At 43.0% G+C, this 17,590-nt stretch carries 14 protein-coding genes; 5 read left to right on the top strand and 9 right to left on the bottom strand.

Features of this window, described 5'->3' with window-relative positions; all coding sequences use genetic code 11:
• Nucleotides 1–11 precede the first annotated feature (11 nt).
• On the top strand, nt 12–665 hold the full coding sequence (locus U0035_RS12375; RefSeq protein ID WP_114790097.1) for a peptide deformylase: 654 nt from the start codon (nt 12–14) through the stop codon (nt 663–665).
• A gap of 13 nt (nt 666–678) precedes the next feature.
• Here U0035_RS12375 and U0035_RS12370 read toward each other — a convergent pair whose 3' ends face one another.
• Entirely contained in the window at nt 679–2,316 is a 1,638-nt protein-coding gene (locus tag U0035_RS12370; RefSeq protein ID WP_114790096.1) for an amidohydrolase, read from the bottom strand.
• A gap of 153 nt (nt 2,317–2,469) precedes the next feature.
• Here U0035_RS12370 and gnd point away from each other — a divergent pair, with 153 nt between their 5' ends.
• A complete protein-coding gene (gnd, locus tag U0035_RS12365; RefSeq protein ID WP_114790095.1) occupies nt 2,470–3,924 on the top strand; it encodes a decarboxylating NADP(+)-dependent phosphogluconate dehydrogenase in 1,455 nt (484 codons plus the stop codon).
• 75 nt (nt 3,925–3,999) lie between these two features.
• On the opposite strand, the gene U0035_RS12360 is transcribed toward gnd, so the two are convergent.
• The 3 genes from U0035_RS12360 to radA all read right to left on the bottom strand — a co-directional run bounded on the left by U0035_RS12360 (nt 4,000) and on the right by radA (nt 6,761).
• Nucleotides 4,000–4,521, bottom strand: a complete 522-nt coding sequence (locus tag U0035_RS12360) for a glutathione peroxidase (protein ID WP_114790094.1) — start codon at nt 4,519–4,521, stop codon at nt 4,000–4,002.
• 26 nt (nt 4,522–4,547) lie between these two features.
• Entirely contained in the window at nt 4,548–5,252 is a 705-nt protein-coding gene (locus U0035_RS12355) for a ComF family protein (protein ID WP_114790093.1), read from the bottom strand.
• A 120-nt stretch (nt 5,253–5,372) separates the two neighbouring features.
• Nucleotides 5,373–6,761 (bottom strand): DNA repair protein RadA, encoded by a 1,389-nt coding sequence (gene radA, locus U0035_RS12350; protein WP_114790092.1) that lies wholly within the window; start codon nt 6,759–6,761, stop codon nt 5,373–5,375.
• A gap of 481 nt (nt 6,762–7,242) precedes the next feature.
• Here radA and U0035_RS12345 point away from each other — a divergent pair, with 481 nt between their 5' ends.
• The gene (locus U0035_RS12345) at nt 7,243–7,932 is read left to right on the top strand and encodes a zinc metallopeptidase (RefSeq protein WP_114790090.1); all 690 of its coding nucleotides are present in this window, start codon (nt 7,243–7,245) and stop codon (nt 7,930–7,932) included.
• Between the two features lie 159 nt (nt 7,933–8,091).
• Here U0035_RS12345 and U0035_RS12340 read toward each other — a convergent pair whose 3' ends face one another.
• Both U0035_RS12340 and zwf read right to left on the bottom strand, forming a co-directional pair.
• Entirely contained in the window at nt 8,092–10,380 is a 2,289-nt protein-coding gene (locus tag U0035_RS12340; RefSeq protein ID WP_114790089.1) for a S41 family peptidase, read from the bottom strand.
• A 154-nt stretch (nt 10,381–10,534) separates the two neighbouring features.
• Nucleotides 10,535–12,061: a glucose-6-phosphate dehydrogenase gene (gene zwf / locus U0035_RS12335; RefSeq protein WP_114790088.1), complete on the bottom strand. Its 1,527-nt coding sequence runs from the start codon at nt 12,059–12,061 to the stop codon at nt 10,535–10,537.
• Between the two features lie 237 nt (nt 12,062–12,298).
• On the opposite strand from zwf, the gene guaB reads away from it, so the two are divergent.
• Nucleotides 12,299–13,795 carry an IMP dehydrogenase gene (guaB, locus tag U0035_RS12330; protein WP_114790087.1) on the top strand — a complete coding sequence of 499 codons (1,497 nt, stop codon included), beginning with the start codon at nt 12,299–12,301 and terminating at the stop codon, nt 13,793–13,795.
• An 86-nt stretch (nt 13,796–13,881) separates the two neighbouring features.
• Here the strand turns inward: guaB and U0035_RS12325 are convergent, their stop codons facing one another.
• Together U0035_RS12325 and U0035_RS12320 are read right to left on the bottom strand one after the other, a co-directional pair.
• Nucleotides 13,882–14,634 carry a LytR/AlgR family response regulator transcription factor gene (locus U0035_RS12325; protein WP_114790086.1) on the bottom strand — a complete coding sequence of 251 codons (753 nt, stop codon included), beginning with the start codon at nt 14,632–14,634 and terminating at the stop codon, nt 13,882–13,884.
• Nucleotides 14,631–16,376 carry a sensor histidine kinase gene (locus U0035_RS12320; RefSeq protein ID WP_327138690.1) on the bottom strand — a complete coding sequence of 582 codons (1,746 nt, stop codon included), beginning with the start codon at nt 16,374–16,376 and terminating at the stop codon, nt 14,631–14,633. The genes U0035_RS12325 and U0035_RS12320 overlap by 4 nt, the downstream gene beginning before the upstream one ends.
• 103 nt (nt 16,377–16,479) lie before the next feature.
• Here U0035_RS12320 and U0035_RS12315 point away from each other — a divergent pair, with 103 nt between their 5' ends.
• A complete protein-coding gene (locus U0035_RS12315) occupies nt 16,480–16,758 on the top strand; it encodes an Rdx family protein (protein ID WP_114790084.1) in 279 nt (92 codons plus the stop codon).
• Between the two features lie 49 nt (nt 16,759–16,807).
• Here the strand turns inward: U0035_RS12315 and U0035_RS12310 are convergent, their stop codons facing one another.
• Entirely contained in the window at nt 16,808–17,527 is a 720-nt protein-coding gene (locus U0035_RS12310; RefSeq protein ID WP_114790083.1) for a head GIN domain-containing protein, read from the bottom strand.
• Nucleotides 17,528–17,590: the final 63 nt, after the last annotated feature.

Here is a 17,590-nt window from a genome sequence, read left to right as displayed (position 1 = left end):
TAAATGTAAGAATGGTAGACAAGCTGCGAATTATTTTGGGTGGATTTTTTCAGATGGTGCTACTAAGCAGCAGTGCCCAAAATTTTACCGAAACGGAAAGAAAAGTTATTCTCGGCGGGGATACCAGCTCCATGCTGAGGGTAACACCGCTTACCGAACCAGCAGGAGCCAAAGCTTTAAAAGCGCTGTCGAAGGACATTGCATATAATGATCCGTTACTGCCCTTATTAAAAAACAGGATGCTGAAGTCGGTACTGGATAGCAGTCGCCGGGGTGTAGGTATCGCCGCCCCGCAGGTAGGAATTAACCGTAATCTCATTTGGGTACAACGGTTTGATAAGCCGGGTCAGCCTTTTGAATTTTATATCAACCCCAAAATAGTATGGCGTTCGTCCATCCTTTGCCAGGGACCTGAAGGGGACCTCTCCTTCGACGGCCGGGGAGAGGTTGTACGTAATTTTTCGATCATGGTATCCTATACAGACATCCAGGGGCTCCAACACTTGGAAGTGCTGGAAGATTTTTCAGCGATTATCTTCCAACATGAAACCGATCATTTGTTTGGTACTTTATTTACCGACAGGATGGAAGAACAGAAAACGAAAAAGTATGTTCCTTTTAAACCGGTACGGGCTACAACCTTATTAAAAGAGTTAACACAGTAACACAGGTACCGTATTAATTTTTATACACCATTTCCCCGTTGAGAAAGGTCTTTATTACCTTTGTTTTCAATAGAGCTTGCTCAGGTGCCGTCATAATATCCTGGTCCAGCACAATAAAGTCTGCCAGTTTTCCTGCTTCCAGGCTTCCTTTCTCTAACTCTTCGAAAGCCGAACGGGCAGCCCATATCGTCATGCCCCGTAAAGCCTGCTCACGGGTTAATGCATTTTCCATTTGAAAGCCGCCGGCAGGAAATCCCTTTTCATCTTTACGGATTACCGCCGCATAAAAGGTTTTAAAAGGAGAAATGTCTTCAACGGGGAAGTCGGTGCCCAGGGATATCCAGCCATTTTGCTGCAGCAGCTGTTGGTACGCATAAGCTCCCTTCAGGCGGTCATTTCCTAACCGGTCTCCCGCCCAATGCATATCAGAAGTGGCATGCGTAGGCTGTACCGAAGGTAGGATGCTGTGATCTTTGAAGTAATGAAAATCGCTTTCGTTTACCACCTGCGCATGCTCTATACGCCAGCGAAGATCGTTTTTGCCGTTTAAATATTTAGCGTAGATATTGAGTACTACACGGTTGCCGCTATCCCCGATGGCATGGGTACACATCTGCCATTTGTTTTTTATAATAAGGGCTGCCATAGAGTCGAAATGGGCCGCATCACTTAGTAAAAATCCTTTCCAGCCGGGCTTATCGGAGTAGTCTTTTAATAGGCAGGCGCCCCTGGAGCCCAATGCACCATCACCATATAATTTAAAGCCGCTGACCTTCAACCGATCCGTTTTAATAGATCCTCTTTTAGTTAGATAGTCGTAGTTCTTTTTAGCATCGCTTAGTAAAACAAACAACCGCATTTTCAGGGAGCCTTTCTCCTGGAAGAATTGTATCTTTTCAACCAGCTCATAATTTAACCCGCAATCATGAATGGTGGTGAGCCCGGTTGCAAAACAGTTTTGCTGGGCCAGTTGCAGCGATTTTTCAAATTCCTGGTCTGTGGGGAATGGTATGCGGGCTGCTACTCTGTCCATCGCATTATCCACCAAAACTCCGGTTAACCTGCCGTTTTGTATTACAAATTCGCCGCCGCTAATAGTGTCGCCGGCTTTAATACCAGCCAGTTCCAATGCCTTGTTATTGGCAATAGCCGCGTGCCCGTCGATACGAACCAGGTACACAGGTCGATCCGGAAAACGGGCATTAAGCCGCTCATTAGTGGGAAAAGCTTTTACAGGCCAGTCATTTTGATCCCAGCCCCGGCCTACAATCCAGCCGCTGGTATCTCCAGTAGGGGATTGATGTTGTACAACACGCTCTATAATGCTATCCCAGCTGCTTGTATTAAAAAGGTTGATTTCCGTAAGGGATTGAGCATAACCCGCAAAATGGGCATGTGCATCAATGAAGCCCGGGTAAATATATTTGCCTTCGGCATTAAGGCTATCTTTAAAGCTGTAGGTATTGGTAAGTTCAGCCTTTGTTCCGGTAGCAAGTATCTTCCCGTCCTGGATAGCCATTGCCTCCGCTTTGCTGAATTGCGAATCCACGGTGTAAATAGTGGCATTGTAAATGAGCAGGTCTGCGGTTTTCTTTGATTGACAACTGGCGGTGAGAATAGCAAAGACCAAGAAGAGCAGCGGCGTACGCATAAAATCAATTTGAAACGAATATAAAAAATAGCCCTGGTTCCTGCCGCTTTATTATAGTCTACAGATTTAATTGGTTGTAAAGCAGAAGCGGTTTAAATTTGGCACTCTGTTTTTAAATCAAACATTTTCTAACGATTAAACCAATAAAATAAAATGGCAGAATTATCAGATATAGGTGTTATAGGCCTGGCCGTAATGGGCGAAAATCTTATTCTAAATATGGAAAGCAAAGGCTTTCGCGTAACGGCTTATAACCGCACGGTAGATAAGGTGGACAACTTTATCAACGGACGGGCTAAAGGAAAAAATATAACAGGAGCCCATTCGATAGAAGAGTTGGTGGGTTCACTTAAGTCGCCACGTAAAGTGATGTTGATGGTGAAGGCAGGAAAGCCTGTAGACGATTTTATTGAAACATTATTGCCCCACCTGCAGGAAGGAGATATTATTATAGATGGAGGCAACTCTCATTTTCCTGATACGGAAAGAAGAGTAAAATACGTGGAAAGTAAAGGCCTCCGTTATATTGGTACCGGAGTGTCGGGTGGTGAAGAAGGCGCATTACTGGGCCCCTCTATTATGCCGGGCGGTTCTAAGTCTGCATGGCCTGAAGTGAAACCTATTTTCCAGGGCATTGCTGCTAAAGTTGCCGACGGGTCTCCCTGTTGTGATTGGGTAGGCGACGGTGGCGCTGGTCATTTTGTAAAAATGGTGCACAACGGTATTGAATATGGCGATATGCAATTGATTTGCGAAGTATACCAGATCATGAAAGATGTATTAGGTATGTCTGCAGATGAAATGCACGAAGTATTTAAAGAGTGGAATGAAGGCGAGCTGGATAGCTACCTGATTGAAATTACGAGGGATATACTGGCACATAAAGAAGATGGGGTGCCTACTATAGACAAGATCCTGGATACTGCTGGTCAAAAAGGTACAGGCAAGTGGACTGGTACGGTTGCGCTGGAGTTGGGTATCCCGCTTACATTAATTACAGAGTCGGTTTTCTCAAGATGTCTATCCGCGGTTAAGGATGAGCGCGTGGCCGCCTCTAAAGTATTAACTGCAGCTCCGGCAATTTCTTTCAATGGTGATAAAAAACAGTTTATAGACCAGTTAAGAGATGCATTATATGCGGCCAAAGTGATCTCTTATGCACAAGGTTACCAGATGATGCGCGCCGCTGCCAAAGAGTATGGCTGGGAATTGAACTATGGCAATATTGCTTTAATGTGGAGAGGTGGTTGTATCATCCGTTCGCGCTTCCTGGGTAATATCAAAGAGGCGTTTGATACCAACCCCGAACTGGTAAATCTGTTATTGGATCCTTTTTTTGCAGAAAAGATACAGGCTTGCCAGGAAGGCTTAAGAAAGGTAACAGCAACCGCTATTTTAAACGGCATACCGGCGCCTTGTTTGAGTGCGGCTATTAATTATTATGATGGTTATCGTACCGAAAGATTACCGGCCAACCTGCTTCAGGCGCAACGTGATTACTTCGGTGCCCATACTTATGAAAAGATAGATGAGCCAAGAGGCAGGTTCTTCCATACTAACTGGACGGGCCGCGGCGGTGATACTGCATCAACTACTTATGATGTGTAGATAATATGTAAGTTTCTTATAAAAAATAAATGCCGTTCATCTCGGGTGAACGGCATTTATTTTAAATGCTTACTATTAATTCAAATACTTCAGAATATCATCGCTCATTGGTTGAGTCTTCGGAGAGAAAGTTGCAATCAGTTCTCCTTTCTCATTAATCAGGAATTTTCCAAAATTCCAGGTTAATGGATTTTCTAAGCCTTTCTTTTGCGCTTCCTCAGAGAGGTATTTGTAAATAGGCGCCACATCATCTCCGGATACAGAAACTTTTGAAGCCATTGGGAATGTTACGCCATAATTTTTTTGGCAGAACTCGGATATTTCTTCATTACTTCCGGGTTCCTGGCCTTTAAAGTTGTTGGCAGGAAATCCTACGATCACCAGTTTGCCCTTATATTTTTTGTAGAGAGCTTCCAGTCCTTCATATTGAGGCGTCAGTCCGCATTTGCTGGCCGTGTTCACCACCAGTATTTTTTTACCTTTAAAGTCGTTGAAGTTGATGCTGCCGCCACTTAGCCCATTTACTTTAAACTGGTAAATATTGCCGGCGAAGAATAATGTCGATGATAATAATAAGGTAAGAAATAAAGTTTTCATTGTAGAATGATTAACTGTTTAATAAATTAAATTTTAGACGCGTAACACAATGTTGCTATACTTAGCTTAACCCCCGGAGCCTGTAAAAGTTCTTGTCCGCAGGCTTCCAGTGTTGCTCCCGTAGTAATTACATCGTCCACTAAAAGTACGTGTTTGTTTTCAATTAGGTTTTCGTTGGTTAAGGCAAACTTGCCTTCCATATTTTTCCAGCGCTCGGTACGGTTTTTCTTTGTTTGGGTTTCAGTGGCATCCGGTCTTATAACAGCTCCTGTGATAACTGGAATTTTCATGATTTCGGCGATACCATTGCACAAGATTTCTGCCTGGTTGTATCCCCTTTTTTGTTGCTTACTTTCGTGCAATGGCAGAGGTATCAAAGCATTTATGTCTTTAAAGCGGTGGCTTTCCAACAGTTGGTTACCCATGATCAAACCCAATTGATGCCCCAGGTCCTTATTGTCCTTATATTTAAATGCGTGCATGATATGTTGTAAGGCAGAATGCTTGGTGAAATATAACTGGGCAGTTGCTTTTTCAAATTCAATTCTACCTGCTAATATTTTTTCTACTGGGTTATCAGCCTGCTTTTCAAAGTGGCTTAAAGGCAAACCATGAATGCATTTTATGCAGAGCTGACTACTGACGGGTAGGGTATCTGAGCCACAACCCGCGCATAAATGCGGGTAAAAGAGCTGCAAAAGAGACTCTTTAATTAACGTAAGGGTGCTCATGGTTAGATGTTTGCGTTTAATAATAGGTTGTACCTGGCAAATAACCCGGGCCATTTGCAGGGGCGTATACTGATCTGATCAACAGGCAAGTGCTAATTCTTACCCGCCTTTCCTATAAAGTTAAAATAAATATTGATATACTTCTTCAACCCGGGCCATGGTGATCACTTCTATATTAAACTTTTGCCGGCTCTGCTTTACCGATTGATTGTATTTTGATACGATTATCTTTTCAAAGCCCAGTTTCTCGGCTTCGGCTATACGTTGATCAATTTTATTGACAGCGCGTATTTCACCACTTAAACCAATCTCACCGGCAAAACAAATACTTTGGGGCAAAGGCACATCTTCATACGATGAGAGCAGGGCGCAAAGAACGGCCAGGTCAATAGAAGGGTCTTCTACTTTAATACCCCCGGCGATATTCAGGAACACATCTTTTACACCAAAATGAAATCCGCCTCTTTTTTCCAGCACAGCGAGCAATAGCTGCAAACGTCTCAGATCGAATCCGCTTACCGTTCTTTGAGGTGTGCCATACACGGATTGTGTTACCAGCGATTGTACCTCTATCAATAAGGGGCGTACACCTTCGAGTGTAGCTGCAATGGCAATACCACTAAGCTGCTCTTCTTTTTGAGTAATGAGTATTTCGCTGGGATTGGCTACACCACGCATGCCTTTATCGGTCATTTCATAAATACCCAGCTCGCTGGTGCTGCCAAAGCGGTTCTTTAGCGTGCGTAATATGCGATATGCATAATGCCGGTCACCCTCAAACTGCAGTACCACATCTACCATGTGTTCCAGTATCTTAGGGCCCGCAATACCTCCTTCTTTGGTAATGTGTCCGATGAGGAATACGGGGGTATTGGTTTCTTTGGCGTAACGCTGAAACTCCCCTGCACATTCTTTGATCTGTGAAATACTTCCCTGGGAGGCATCTATCAGGTTGGACTGTAATGTCTGAACAGAGTCTACAATCACTACATCCGGCTTTAGTTTCTTTATTTCCTGGAAAATAGTTTGAGTAGAGGTTTCTGTTAGCAGGAAGAAATTATCATTATTGATCGACGCACCGTTGTTGTATAATCTGTCAGCGCGCATTTTAATTTGTTGCTCGCTTTCTTCTCCACTGATATACAAAACCCGCTGATCCTGCAACTGTAAGCCGCTTTGAAGAAATAAAGTGCTTTTGCCAATACCTGGCTCGCCGGCAACTAATATGATGCTTCCACTAACAATACCGCCTCCTAAAACCCTGTTGAGTTCTGCGTCTGTGGTCGTTATTCTTTTCTCTTCCCCACTTTTTACCTGAGATAGCGCCACCGCTTTCGATATTCTCTTGTCGTTGGTGGTATAATCATTCCAGTTTTGTTTGCCATTGTCTTTCTCAATCACTTCTTCTACAAAACTGTTCCACTGGCTGCAAGATGGACATTGTCCGATCCATTTTACACTTTCATAACCACAGTTCTGGCAGAAAAAAGACTTTTTCACTTTACTCATTGGGTAAAGTTAAGTAATGAAATTTACAGGGTTACCGGTTAAGGGGCAATGTTTAATACAAAAGAAAAACAATTAACGACGGGCCCTGAATTGAGATAGATTTAAAGCAATCAGATAAGATAAACCACCCGCTGCAAATGTTTCATTGTACAGCGGGAGTAAACAGGTATATAAAGCAAAAAGGCCTTGCTTACGCTCGGCCCTTTTACTTACTAACCCATTAAATTCTGGTACTAAGGTACAAATTGAGATTAACATTAAAAAATGAAATTATTGACGCGGCAGGTTAACAAATTATAAAATCCGGCTGGCAGATTAAGAGGTTTTTTTATAACTACTTGATAATAAGTATATAATAAAATTCATGCCATGGTTAAAAAACCCTCAAATATTTTTCTACATGACAAAAAGTCGGTTTTTTAGACTAATTTGCCTTTGGTTCCGGATTTGATTGATTTTCATAAACAAATTATATTTATAAATGACTTCATCCATTTTTTTAGTTTCGATGATTTTTGTGGGCATCAGTATGCTGGTGTCGATGGTGCTGAAAAGTAAGTTTAAGAAATATGCCCAGATCCCTTTAGCTAATGGAATGAGTGGCAAAGAAGTAGCCGAAAAAATGCTCAGGGAAAATGGTATTTATGATGTGCGGGTGATATCTACTCCCGGTTTTTTATCTGATCACTACGATCCGACTAAAAAAACAGTGAATTTAAGCCCTGACGTTTACGAAGGCAGAAGCATTTCGGCCGCAGCAGTGGCAGCTCATGAGTGCGGCCATGCAGTGCAGCACGCTACGGCATATGGCCCCCTGGAAATGCGTAGTAAACTTGTGCCTGCAGTACAATTCAGCTCTACTATCGTGAATTGGGTGTTACTGGCAGGAGTTGTAATGGCATATTCAGGAAGTACTACACTTTTATTAATAGGTATCATATTAATGGCTATTACTGTTGTTTTTAGCTTAATTACCTTGCCGGTAGAATTTGATGCCAGCAAAAGGGCATTAGCGTGGCTGCAAACTACCAATGTCACCAATAATAATGAGTATCCTCAAGCCAAGGACGCCTTAAAATGGGCTGCTACAACCTATGTGGTTGCTGCGCTGGCAGCAGTGGTTACGTTGGTTCAGTACATTATGATCTATTTGGGAGGCAGAAGAGATTAATACAGAAGAAACAAGTGTTTTCAAAGCGGGGTTGGATGGTTCCAGCCCCCGTTTTTTATTAATCAATTTTAAAACTGGCACCCCAAAACCGTCAAAACCTATACATATCCCCCATTGGGTTAAACTTTGAAAAGGCTGTTATGAAACGGACAACCCAAGCTATTCTGCCTGTATAAGCTGAACTGCTTTTTCATAAAATTCGTCTCTTCCTTCCGCAACACCTTTTAAGGTTCTCTGCAACGGAATGTCTGGTATAATGCCTTTTATGTGATGGGCGCTGCCATCGTGGTTTTTAACCAGCATACCGGTCCACGATATAGTGTACCCGCCCGGTAGCGTAAAAGGATTGACATTGCCATTGGTGCCTGCCGTAGGTTGGCCTATGATGGTAGCCAGTTTGAAGTCTTTAACAAAACCCATATAGCTTTCGGCATAGCTGATCGCCCTGCCGTCTGTTATGAAGATTACTTTGCCCTTAATAGCAGGTTGCTGAGGTTGCATATTCCATCCAAAATCTTTAAACTCAATTTTCTGCTGATCGGGGTGAGCTGTCTTGGCAACAAACATCCACTTGGTATCTTCACCCGTTTTCAGCAGGTGATTAATGAGGTTGTGGTTGCTGTTGGGATATCCACGAAGGTCACAAATAATACCTTTTGCCCCGGCCAGATCATGGATCCAACTATCGATAGTGTCTTTAGATAGCGTATTGAGGTCCAGGTAATAAATACCGTCTGTCACTTTCCCGCTTTTTTTTCGGAGATTATTTACGGCTGTTCCATATTGCCCAACTGGTAAGTCTCTGTTTAATGGCAGTTCGATAGTTTTATCGCCACGCAATAGCGTTAGTTTAACCGGGCTGTTTTGAGAACCGGCCGCAAAGTTGCTCATTGCCCTGTAAGATTTCCATTGGGGTGAGCCGGAAATCAAGCTCATTTTATCTTTATAAACAGCAGCGGCGCTTTGGCCATCTATTTTATCTACGATATCGCCGGGCTGAACGTCTCCTGCATTTTTATCAAAAACCTTGTCAACAATCACTTTGTTTTCCACCCAATCAAATTGAATAGGTAAGGTATAGGCGTTAGACGCGTCATTATTTAAGCCTACCCATACATGCCCATCGTTCAATGGCTCGGTCATCTGAAGCAGCGTTTCTTTGAAAGCAAGAGGTGTTGGGTCGGTGAAAGATTTGGCTACAGCCTTTTCCAATATTGCATCGGAGCTTTGTGAAGCATTGTTCCAGTAAGGAAAGAAATGTTTGAATATGTTCCAGGCAATGACCACATCGCCCAACCTGAGTGCCAGGCTGGTGGCGTTTCTGTTTTCGTTAAAGAACGCATCCATTTCTTTTTTCAACATTGCTAAGTTGCCAGCATTACCTGCCGGAAAAGTATGTTCTGTGGTGCAATATAGCACGATGGGCACAACAGCTTCAATGTTGGGGCCAAGTGCTGCGGTTATTACTTCGCCGGGTTTAGGGGAAGCTTTATAATCTACAGCCGTTGTGATGGTTACTGAAGAAGGGTCTGGCTGAGCTGCTGAGTTGTCATTAGTGATTTCAAGAATTTTATTATTGTCGGAAGGATTGACAGCGTATTTGTACCCTTCTACCGGACCGGTAAACCATCCTTCGGCATGGCTGCTCTGACCGGCTGTTTCAAACCCTCCATTTTTTATGTCTACCGGGCGCCAGGCATCTCCTTCCTTGTCTCTTTCAAAAAGTTTTACATCATCTGCCCATATAGTACCCTCACCTTGCAAAAATCCGCCAAAGTATATTTGTTGGGCATCGGAATCTACCTTACCGGTAAATTCGTAAGATTGCCACTCATTTTTAATGGCGGGCTTATCATCCATATTATAGAAGAATCCCATTTTATTATCCGCCCTGTCTACCCTGAGCCAGAAATGCCCCGTGCCACTTTCTGATACATCTACTTTCATGCGTCCTGACATTTTTATTTCTTTTCCCCGTAGCGCTAGCGCTTCTATTGCCTGGGTAAAGGGCGCGAAGCCTGAAGGCCTGCCTTTTTTAGCCGTCTGTGGCCGGTTTAACCGTACGCTGGAATAAATGGGATTGTCGGAAAAACCCACCCCGGTGTGAAACCAGAATGCCGGTTTGTAGTAATTTTTATCAGCCGGGATAATCAGGCTTTTTTTGAATACGGGGTTTTTCCCGATTTGAACGGAGGGTGCAAATGGCCGAAAGAGGTTTTGTAAGGTGGAGGAGAGCTCAGCATCAGATTTTGCGTGAAGAACTTTACCCGCTCCATAAATAGCAAACCGGTCCCAGTCTAAAGCTGCTGCTTCGTCTGAAGGGTGAAAATATTTCACATAGCCATACAGCTTCGCGAAAGCGATCATGTTTTTTTGTTGCTGGCTGGTTTGTGCATTAATGCATAGTGATGTGGATATCATTACAAAAAGGAAAGCAAAATGTCTCATTGGTAGTAGTTTAGATAACTAAGTTACAAAGGATTGATAATGCTATTTTGTTAAAATATATCTGGAGGGGGTTGGGGGTAACCACAAGACAGCAATAAAACAAAAATGGCAGCAACTGCAATGTTGCCGCCATTTAGATGATGCTAAATAATATTTAGTGCTCCTTTTTTCCCGGAGGCAAAGTGATCCAGTTTCTGCCGTCTTTCGCAATCAACGCTTCGGCGTCTTCAGGCCCCCAGCTTCCCGGGGCATAATTAGGGAAGTCTACCGGCGGGCGTTTTTCCCAGGTATCCAGTATAGGCTCAATTACTTCCCAGGCAATTTCTACCTGGTCGCCACGCATAAACTGGGTAGGGTTACCCATCATCGCATCCAGTAGCAGGGTTTCGTAAGCTTCGGGTTGAGGCTCCTGGAAGGTTTCATTATAGCTGAACACCATGTTTACCGGGTTCAAGGACATGGTTTGTCCGGGGCGTTTAGCCTGGAACCGCAGGCGGATATCCATTTCAGGCTGTATGCTGATGGTAAGCCGGTTGGAACGCCAGGTTTCAGATGCTTCCGGAGGAAACGCATATTTTGGCCCTTCTTTAAACTGTATCGTGATCAGCGTGGTTTTTTCTTTTAAGAATTTACCGGTACGTACATAAAAAGGCACACCCTGCCAGCGCCAGTTATCCACATAAAACTTTACTGCCGCAAATGTTTCAACACCCGAGTTCGGATTGACTCCTTTCTCATCGCGGTATGCCTTTTCTTCCTTACCCTGCATCCATCCCTGCGAGTACTGGCCGCGAACGGCGTATTTCTGTACATCTTCCTTTTTGATCTTGCGGATCGCATTCAAAACATCCGATTTCTTATTACGGATCTCATCGGCATTGAACGATACGGGAGCTTCCATGGCTACCATGCACAATAACTGTAAAATATGGTTCTGCACCATATCACGCAATGCGCCCGAGCGTTCGTAATAACCGCCACGATCTTCCACACCTACTGTTTCTGAAGCTGTGATCTGTACGTGATCAATATAATTGCTGTTCCATAAAGGCTCAAATAAAGCATTGGCAAAACGAAGTGCCAGGATATTCTGCACCGTATCTTTTCCTAAATAATGGTCAATACGATATATCTGGCTTTCGTCAAACATATCGGTCAGGAGTTTATTTAATTCCTTCGAACTCTTCAGGTCATGCCCAAATGGCTTTTCTACCACAATGCGCATGCAATCTTTCGATTTGTCTAATTGCAGACCATGAAGATTAGTGGTGATTTCAGGTACCAGCTGTGGTGCTACCGCCAGGTAAAAGATCACTTCTGCAGAAGTGCCCCAATCTGCTTCATATTTTTCAATAATCTCTTTGATAGGCTCATAAGATGCTGGCTGGTCCACATCCATTCTTAAATAAGAAATATGTTCAGAAAAAGCTTCCCAGCTACCGGGAGGATTTTCTTTACGACGGGAGAACTCTTTAATACCACCGAATAAATGGTTCCTGAATTTCTCATTGCTATAATCTGTTCTACCGGTACCAATAATGGCAAATTCTTCCGGCATCAGTCCATCTATACTTAAATTGAACAGGGCAGGAGTTAGTTTGCGTTGGTTAAGGTCGCCGCTGCCACCAAAAATGAATAGTATGGTAGCCTGGGGCTTTCTGTTTTCTAAATCTCTTTGCATGCTAAAGGTTTTACTCTTAAAAGAGTGTATCAACACGTTGTTATCCGGCAAATGTAGGTTAGATGTTCGAGAATATAAAGCCTATCTAAAAGATGGACAAATGCCTGACAAATGCCGGTGCTTTACAAGCGACTGACTCATAACAAAAACTGCGGGCAGAAGGTTGTTGGCTGGCTGAATTATGCGTAATCTTCATTTTCGATTTTCCAGTTCATTGTCATTCCCTTAATTTTGCACATGGCAACAAGAAATAATCCTGCAGCAACTGCAAATTCCCCCAAAATAGCATTAGAAGGTTTAACGTTTGACGATGTACTATTGGTACCGGCTTACAGCGAAGTGTTACCAAGAGATGTTGACATACGGACCCGTCTTACCAAAGACATTACTTTAAATACCCCCATCTTATCCGCAGCAATGGATACCGTAACCGAAGCAGCGCTGGCAATAGCCATGGCGCGCGAAGGTGGCCTGGGCATACTGCATAAAAATATGAGCATTGAGCAGCAGGCTGCCCATGTGCGTAAAGTAAAAAGAAGTGAGAGTGGTTTGATCTTAGATCCGTTGACGCTTTTAGAAGATGAAACGATTGGTGATGCCTTGAGGCTGATGAAAGAAAATAAGATCGGAGGTATACCTATTATTGATGGCAACCATAAATTAAAAGGTATTCTAACCAACCGGGATCTGCGTTTTGAACAGGATCCGGCCAGGAAGGTAAAAGAAGTAATGACCAGCGAAAACCTGGTAACAGCGCCGGCAGGCACCGATCTTAAAAAAGCGGAAACCATCCTGCGCAGACATAAAATAGAAAAATTACCTGTTGTAGATAAGCAAGGCAAACTGGTAGGGTTAATTACTTATCGCGATATTTTACAGGTAACCAGTTTCCCTAATGCCATCAAAGATTCTTTTGGAAGATTGCTGGTAGGTGCGGGAATCGGTATTACGGCAGATGTATTGGATCGGATCAGTGCATTGCAGGCGGTAGGTGTTGACCTGGTGGTATTGGACAGTGCACATGGCCATACAAAGGGCGTGATCGATGCTTTGAAGAAGGTAAAAAAGAATTTTAAAAAGCTGAACGTGGTAGCCGGAAACGTAGGTACAGCCGCCGGCGCGCTGGCTTTGGCAGAAGCGGGCGCCGATGCCGTAAAGGTTGGTATTGGCCCTGGTTCTATTTGTACTACACGTATTGTAGCCGGTGCCGGTATGCCACAATTAAGCGCCATTATGGAAGCGGCCAAAACGCTTTCCAAAAAAGGCATTCCTTTGATTGCTGATGGCGGTATTCGATATACCGGCGATATGGTTAAGGCATTAGCAGCGGGAGCGGATTGTGTGATGATGGGAAGCGTATTTGCGGGCACCGAAGAAAGCCCTGGCGAGACGATCATTTTCGAAGGCCGTAAGTTTAAAGCTTACCGAGGCATGGGTTCCCTGGGCGCTATGGCAACCGGTAGCAGTGACCGTTATTTCCAGGATCCCGAAGATGATGTAAAGAAATTTGTACCGGAAGGCATTGAAGGCCGCGTGGCTTTTAAAGGCTCTCTAAAAGAAGTGATCTATCAATATGTAGGTGGTTTGCGTGCGGGTATGGGATATTGCGGTGCCAAAAGTATTGCAGATCTGAAGAAAGCACAGTTTGTACGCATTACTAATGCAGGTATGAACGAAAGTCATCCACACGATGTGGTTGTAACTAGAGAAGCGCCTAATTATAGCAGGAGATAGTTGATTAGTTAACAGGTTGAAATGTTGACGAGGATTCCCCTTTTCAACATTTCAACCATGTAGTGTATGCGCACGTACAGAACTGTTTATTGATTGCTTTTTAAAAGCGCCAGCTTTACCATCTCTTTTTTTGCTTTTGAAATGGGGATTTTTTCGCCGTCCTGCATCAATAAAACCCCGCTATCCTCTCTTAGCAGGCTTCTGACGAAAAATATATTCACCAGGTGACTTTGATGACACCTGATGAAACCCTGTGTATTAAACAGGTCGTCATACTCTTTCAATGATTTCGATACCAGTATCTTTTCCTTGTTGGTCAGGTAAAACCAGGTATATGAATTGGTAGCTTCACAACGAACGATATGACTGATTTCGATGTAACGTACTTCATTTCTTAAAGGCAGCGCAACTTTGGCCGGAGCTTTTCCCCGCTGGGTAATATAGTCCATCAGGAAATCGAGCTGGGTGTTCTTCTTCCTTAGTTTTATTTTTTCAGATGCTTTGTCAACGGCTGCTTTTAGCTCGGTTATATCCAGGGGTTTCAGCAAATAATCCAGTGCGGCCGATTTTACAGCACGAACCCCATATTGATCAAACGCAGTAACAAAAATCACTTCAAAGTCCTTCACCGGTAACTGAGCGAGCAGGTCAAACCCCGTTTGCTTTCCCAAAATGATATCCAGGAAAACCACATCCGGCTTTTGGGTACTGATAAGGTTAAATGCTTCGTCAATGTTATCTGCCTTGCCAATAACCCCGATACCGGGGCAATGTCTTTGCAACAGGATTTGCAGGTTGTCAATATTGTGGGGTTCATCGTCTACAATGATCGCGTTCATGATAACCAGTTTTTAAGAATAATGGTGGCTGCAGTACCGGCTGTTGTAGGTTCAATGTCAAAGCTCAAAGGTGTATTTTTATAAATGGTATTGGATAAAGATACCCGGTTTTTCGTGAGTTCCAATCCCTTACCGCTAACGAGGCTTTCTTTGTCGAATCCTTCACCGTTATCTGTTACTTTTAAAACCAGGTTATCACCATTTTTTGAAAAGCCAACCTCAATAACGCCATTTTTTTTCTTTTCAACCATACCATGTTTTACCGCATTTTCTACCAGGGGTTGCAGCAACATCACCGGGATTTGTATATCCTCACTGAGCTTATCATCTATAGTGATGTTGTATTGAAAGCCAAATCTCAATTGTTCCATCTTCAGGTAGTCATCTAAAAGCGCTGCTTCATCAGCCAGGCTCACCTGCTCTTTACCGGCATCGTCCAGAACCCGCCGTGTTAATCTGGCGAACTTAGCGAGGTATTCGTTGGCTGTATCCGTTTCATTTTTGTTCATTAGCGTTTGAATTCCCGAAAGTGCATTGAAAATAAAATGGGGATTGAGCTGAGACCGGATAGATTGCAGATTAAGTTGGACTTCTTTGTTGGCTAACTGCTCTTTTAATATTTTCTTTTGCTGTCTTTTTTTTGAGTAAAGAACCCATAGGCAAACACAAACCATGAGTGCACCTATGATCAGAAAAACAGAAACTAAACTGAATGTATAGGGCTGAAGTACTTCAAATTCCATCTCAGTATAAGCAGGCGGAAAGGTATTCGCTGGAGATCCTTCTTCTCTTATACCATATTGAGCTGATTCAATTCCGTAGTCTGCTGTGGTGATCAATATTTTGTATTTGCCCGGCTTTGTCGTAAATCCAGTTAGGCTGGCGGAGTAAACTCCCGGAGGGTACCCCTCGAAGCTTTTATACTCTTTTAAACTCCAGTTCAAATGAAGATTTATTGTGTCAGCGTTGCCTTTTTCTTCTCGAATGAGATAGCTTCTGAAAAAATAAATAGAGTTATTAGGTCGCAAAACCAAGGTTACACCACTTATATTAATATCGTTATTAATGGAGGCATTTTTCAGATTAAGTGGGGTTCGCCTGCTAAGCGAGGGCTTGCCTCTTTTTTCTCTTTTAGAAAAACCATCTAAATTGCTAAGAGCAGTCACACTATATAATAAAGGGTTCTCTAAAATTTTTGTGCTCACAATCGTTGTGAGAATGCTCTCAGGATTTTTAATACTGTATAATTTGATGGTTAGTACTTTGTTATTGCATTCTATATTATCTAAAAAAACAGTGGTAGTGCTTTCTCCATTTTCCTGAGCTTGCCAGCGCCCTTTTCGAGGCGGTTTGCTCCAGTCGACCCGGATAGTGGAGTCACCGTCCATTATAAAATAACGCATATCGTCAATATTATAAACTGCAGTATCAATATGAAGGCTAATCCTGATTTTTTCTACACCTGGAAAATAATGGAGATTGGTTTGCTTGCGGTTTTCATTCTTTGGGTAGTTAATATAAAACTTTCCTTTGAGGCCACTATAGGGGACCGGGTGTACGCTTAGTCCAAAAGCATACTGGCGAGTATTTGTCTTACTGCTAAAACTAATTGTTCCTCCGGTAATTCCACCCTGATAATCTTGTATATTCTGACCATAGGATAGGTTTAATGCTCCCAGTGTAAAAAGAAAAGTGAGCATCTTACTTAACGTAAGCTCTTTCATATAATTTGCTTTCTGCAAACCTAATCAGTTGAAACTTGTGTTACGCGCAACATTTAGTAATAGCGATAATTGAATTAGGAAATCTTTAGTTTTATATAGAATTTGAGAAATTACACATAAAATGAAACCAACCATTATCATAGAATATTGTCCCAAATGCGGCTGGATGCTGCGGGCTGCTTATATGGCACAGGAGTTTTTAACTACTTTCGGGGACTTTATTGAAGCCGTGACCCTCAAACCAGGAACTACAAGTGGCATATTTGTTATTTATGTAGACGATCAGGCGGTATTTGATCGTAAAGCCAATGGAGGATTTATGGAGATTAAAGAGTTGAAGCAGCTCCTGCGGGATAAAATAAACCCAGGCATGAGCCTGGGTCATTCTGATAAAAAATAATTTTACATTAATACAGCTGTTAACTGTCACCTATCAACTGTGATCTCCTTTAGTCCTTTCCCACGCTGCTGGCCCCGCTAACATCCTGCGTCACCTGGGGGGTTCCGCGGTATTTAACCGAGCTGGCTCCATGCGACCTGGCATTCAACTTCAGGCTGCTAAATACATGTACGGTACTGGCACCAGATGCTTCGATGTCGGCATTTTCCGATTTCAAATCAAATGAGTTGATCGTAGAAGCGCCTGAAGCGCTGGCTTTTACATCCCTGCATTCTCCATCTACTGTTAACGTGCTGGCGCCGGATGCTTCCAGATCCACCTGGGGCGCTCTAACCGAAATATTGCCGCTGGAGGCTCCCGAAAGATCAAACTCTATTTTTTTCTCCTGTACAAATTTGCCCTCTGTTTGCAATTGTGCCGCCCCTGAAAGGTCAATCTTATCCAATGAGGGTGCAGAAATGTACACTTTAACCTCCCCACTGGCATCTAAATTAATATTGTCCTTTACATCAACTTCCAAAGTATTGCCATCGTTCACCCTAACATAGAGGTAGTTAAAAAGATTTTCATCGGTTTCAATTTTTACACTGTAGGTATCAGACTGGGTTATATGGACCTCCATGCTGGAGCCCAGGTCGAGGTTAGAAAAGTTTTTAAGATCATAGGTTTTGGTGGTAAGCTTGCCATTGCCTTTAACGCGTTCGCTGTCAATAATATTGCAGGAGCTGATTGCAAAAGCAGCTATTAATATTAAGCCTAAGTGTTTCATATTATCTGTTTAAGAGTTATCTAAAATTGTTAAGATATTTATTATTTATAAAATCAAATCGAA

The organism is Niabella yanshanensis (assembly GCF_034424215.1).
GTDB classification, from domain to species: Bacteria; Bacteroidota; Bacteroidia; order Chitinophagales; family Chitinophagaceae; genus Niabella; species Niabella yanshanensis.
This window is presented reverse-complemented; position numbering and strand designations above follow the sequence as displayed.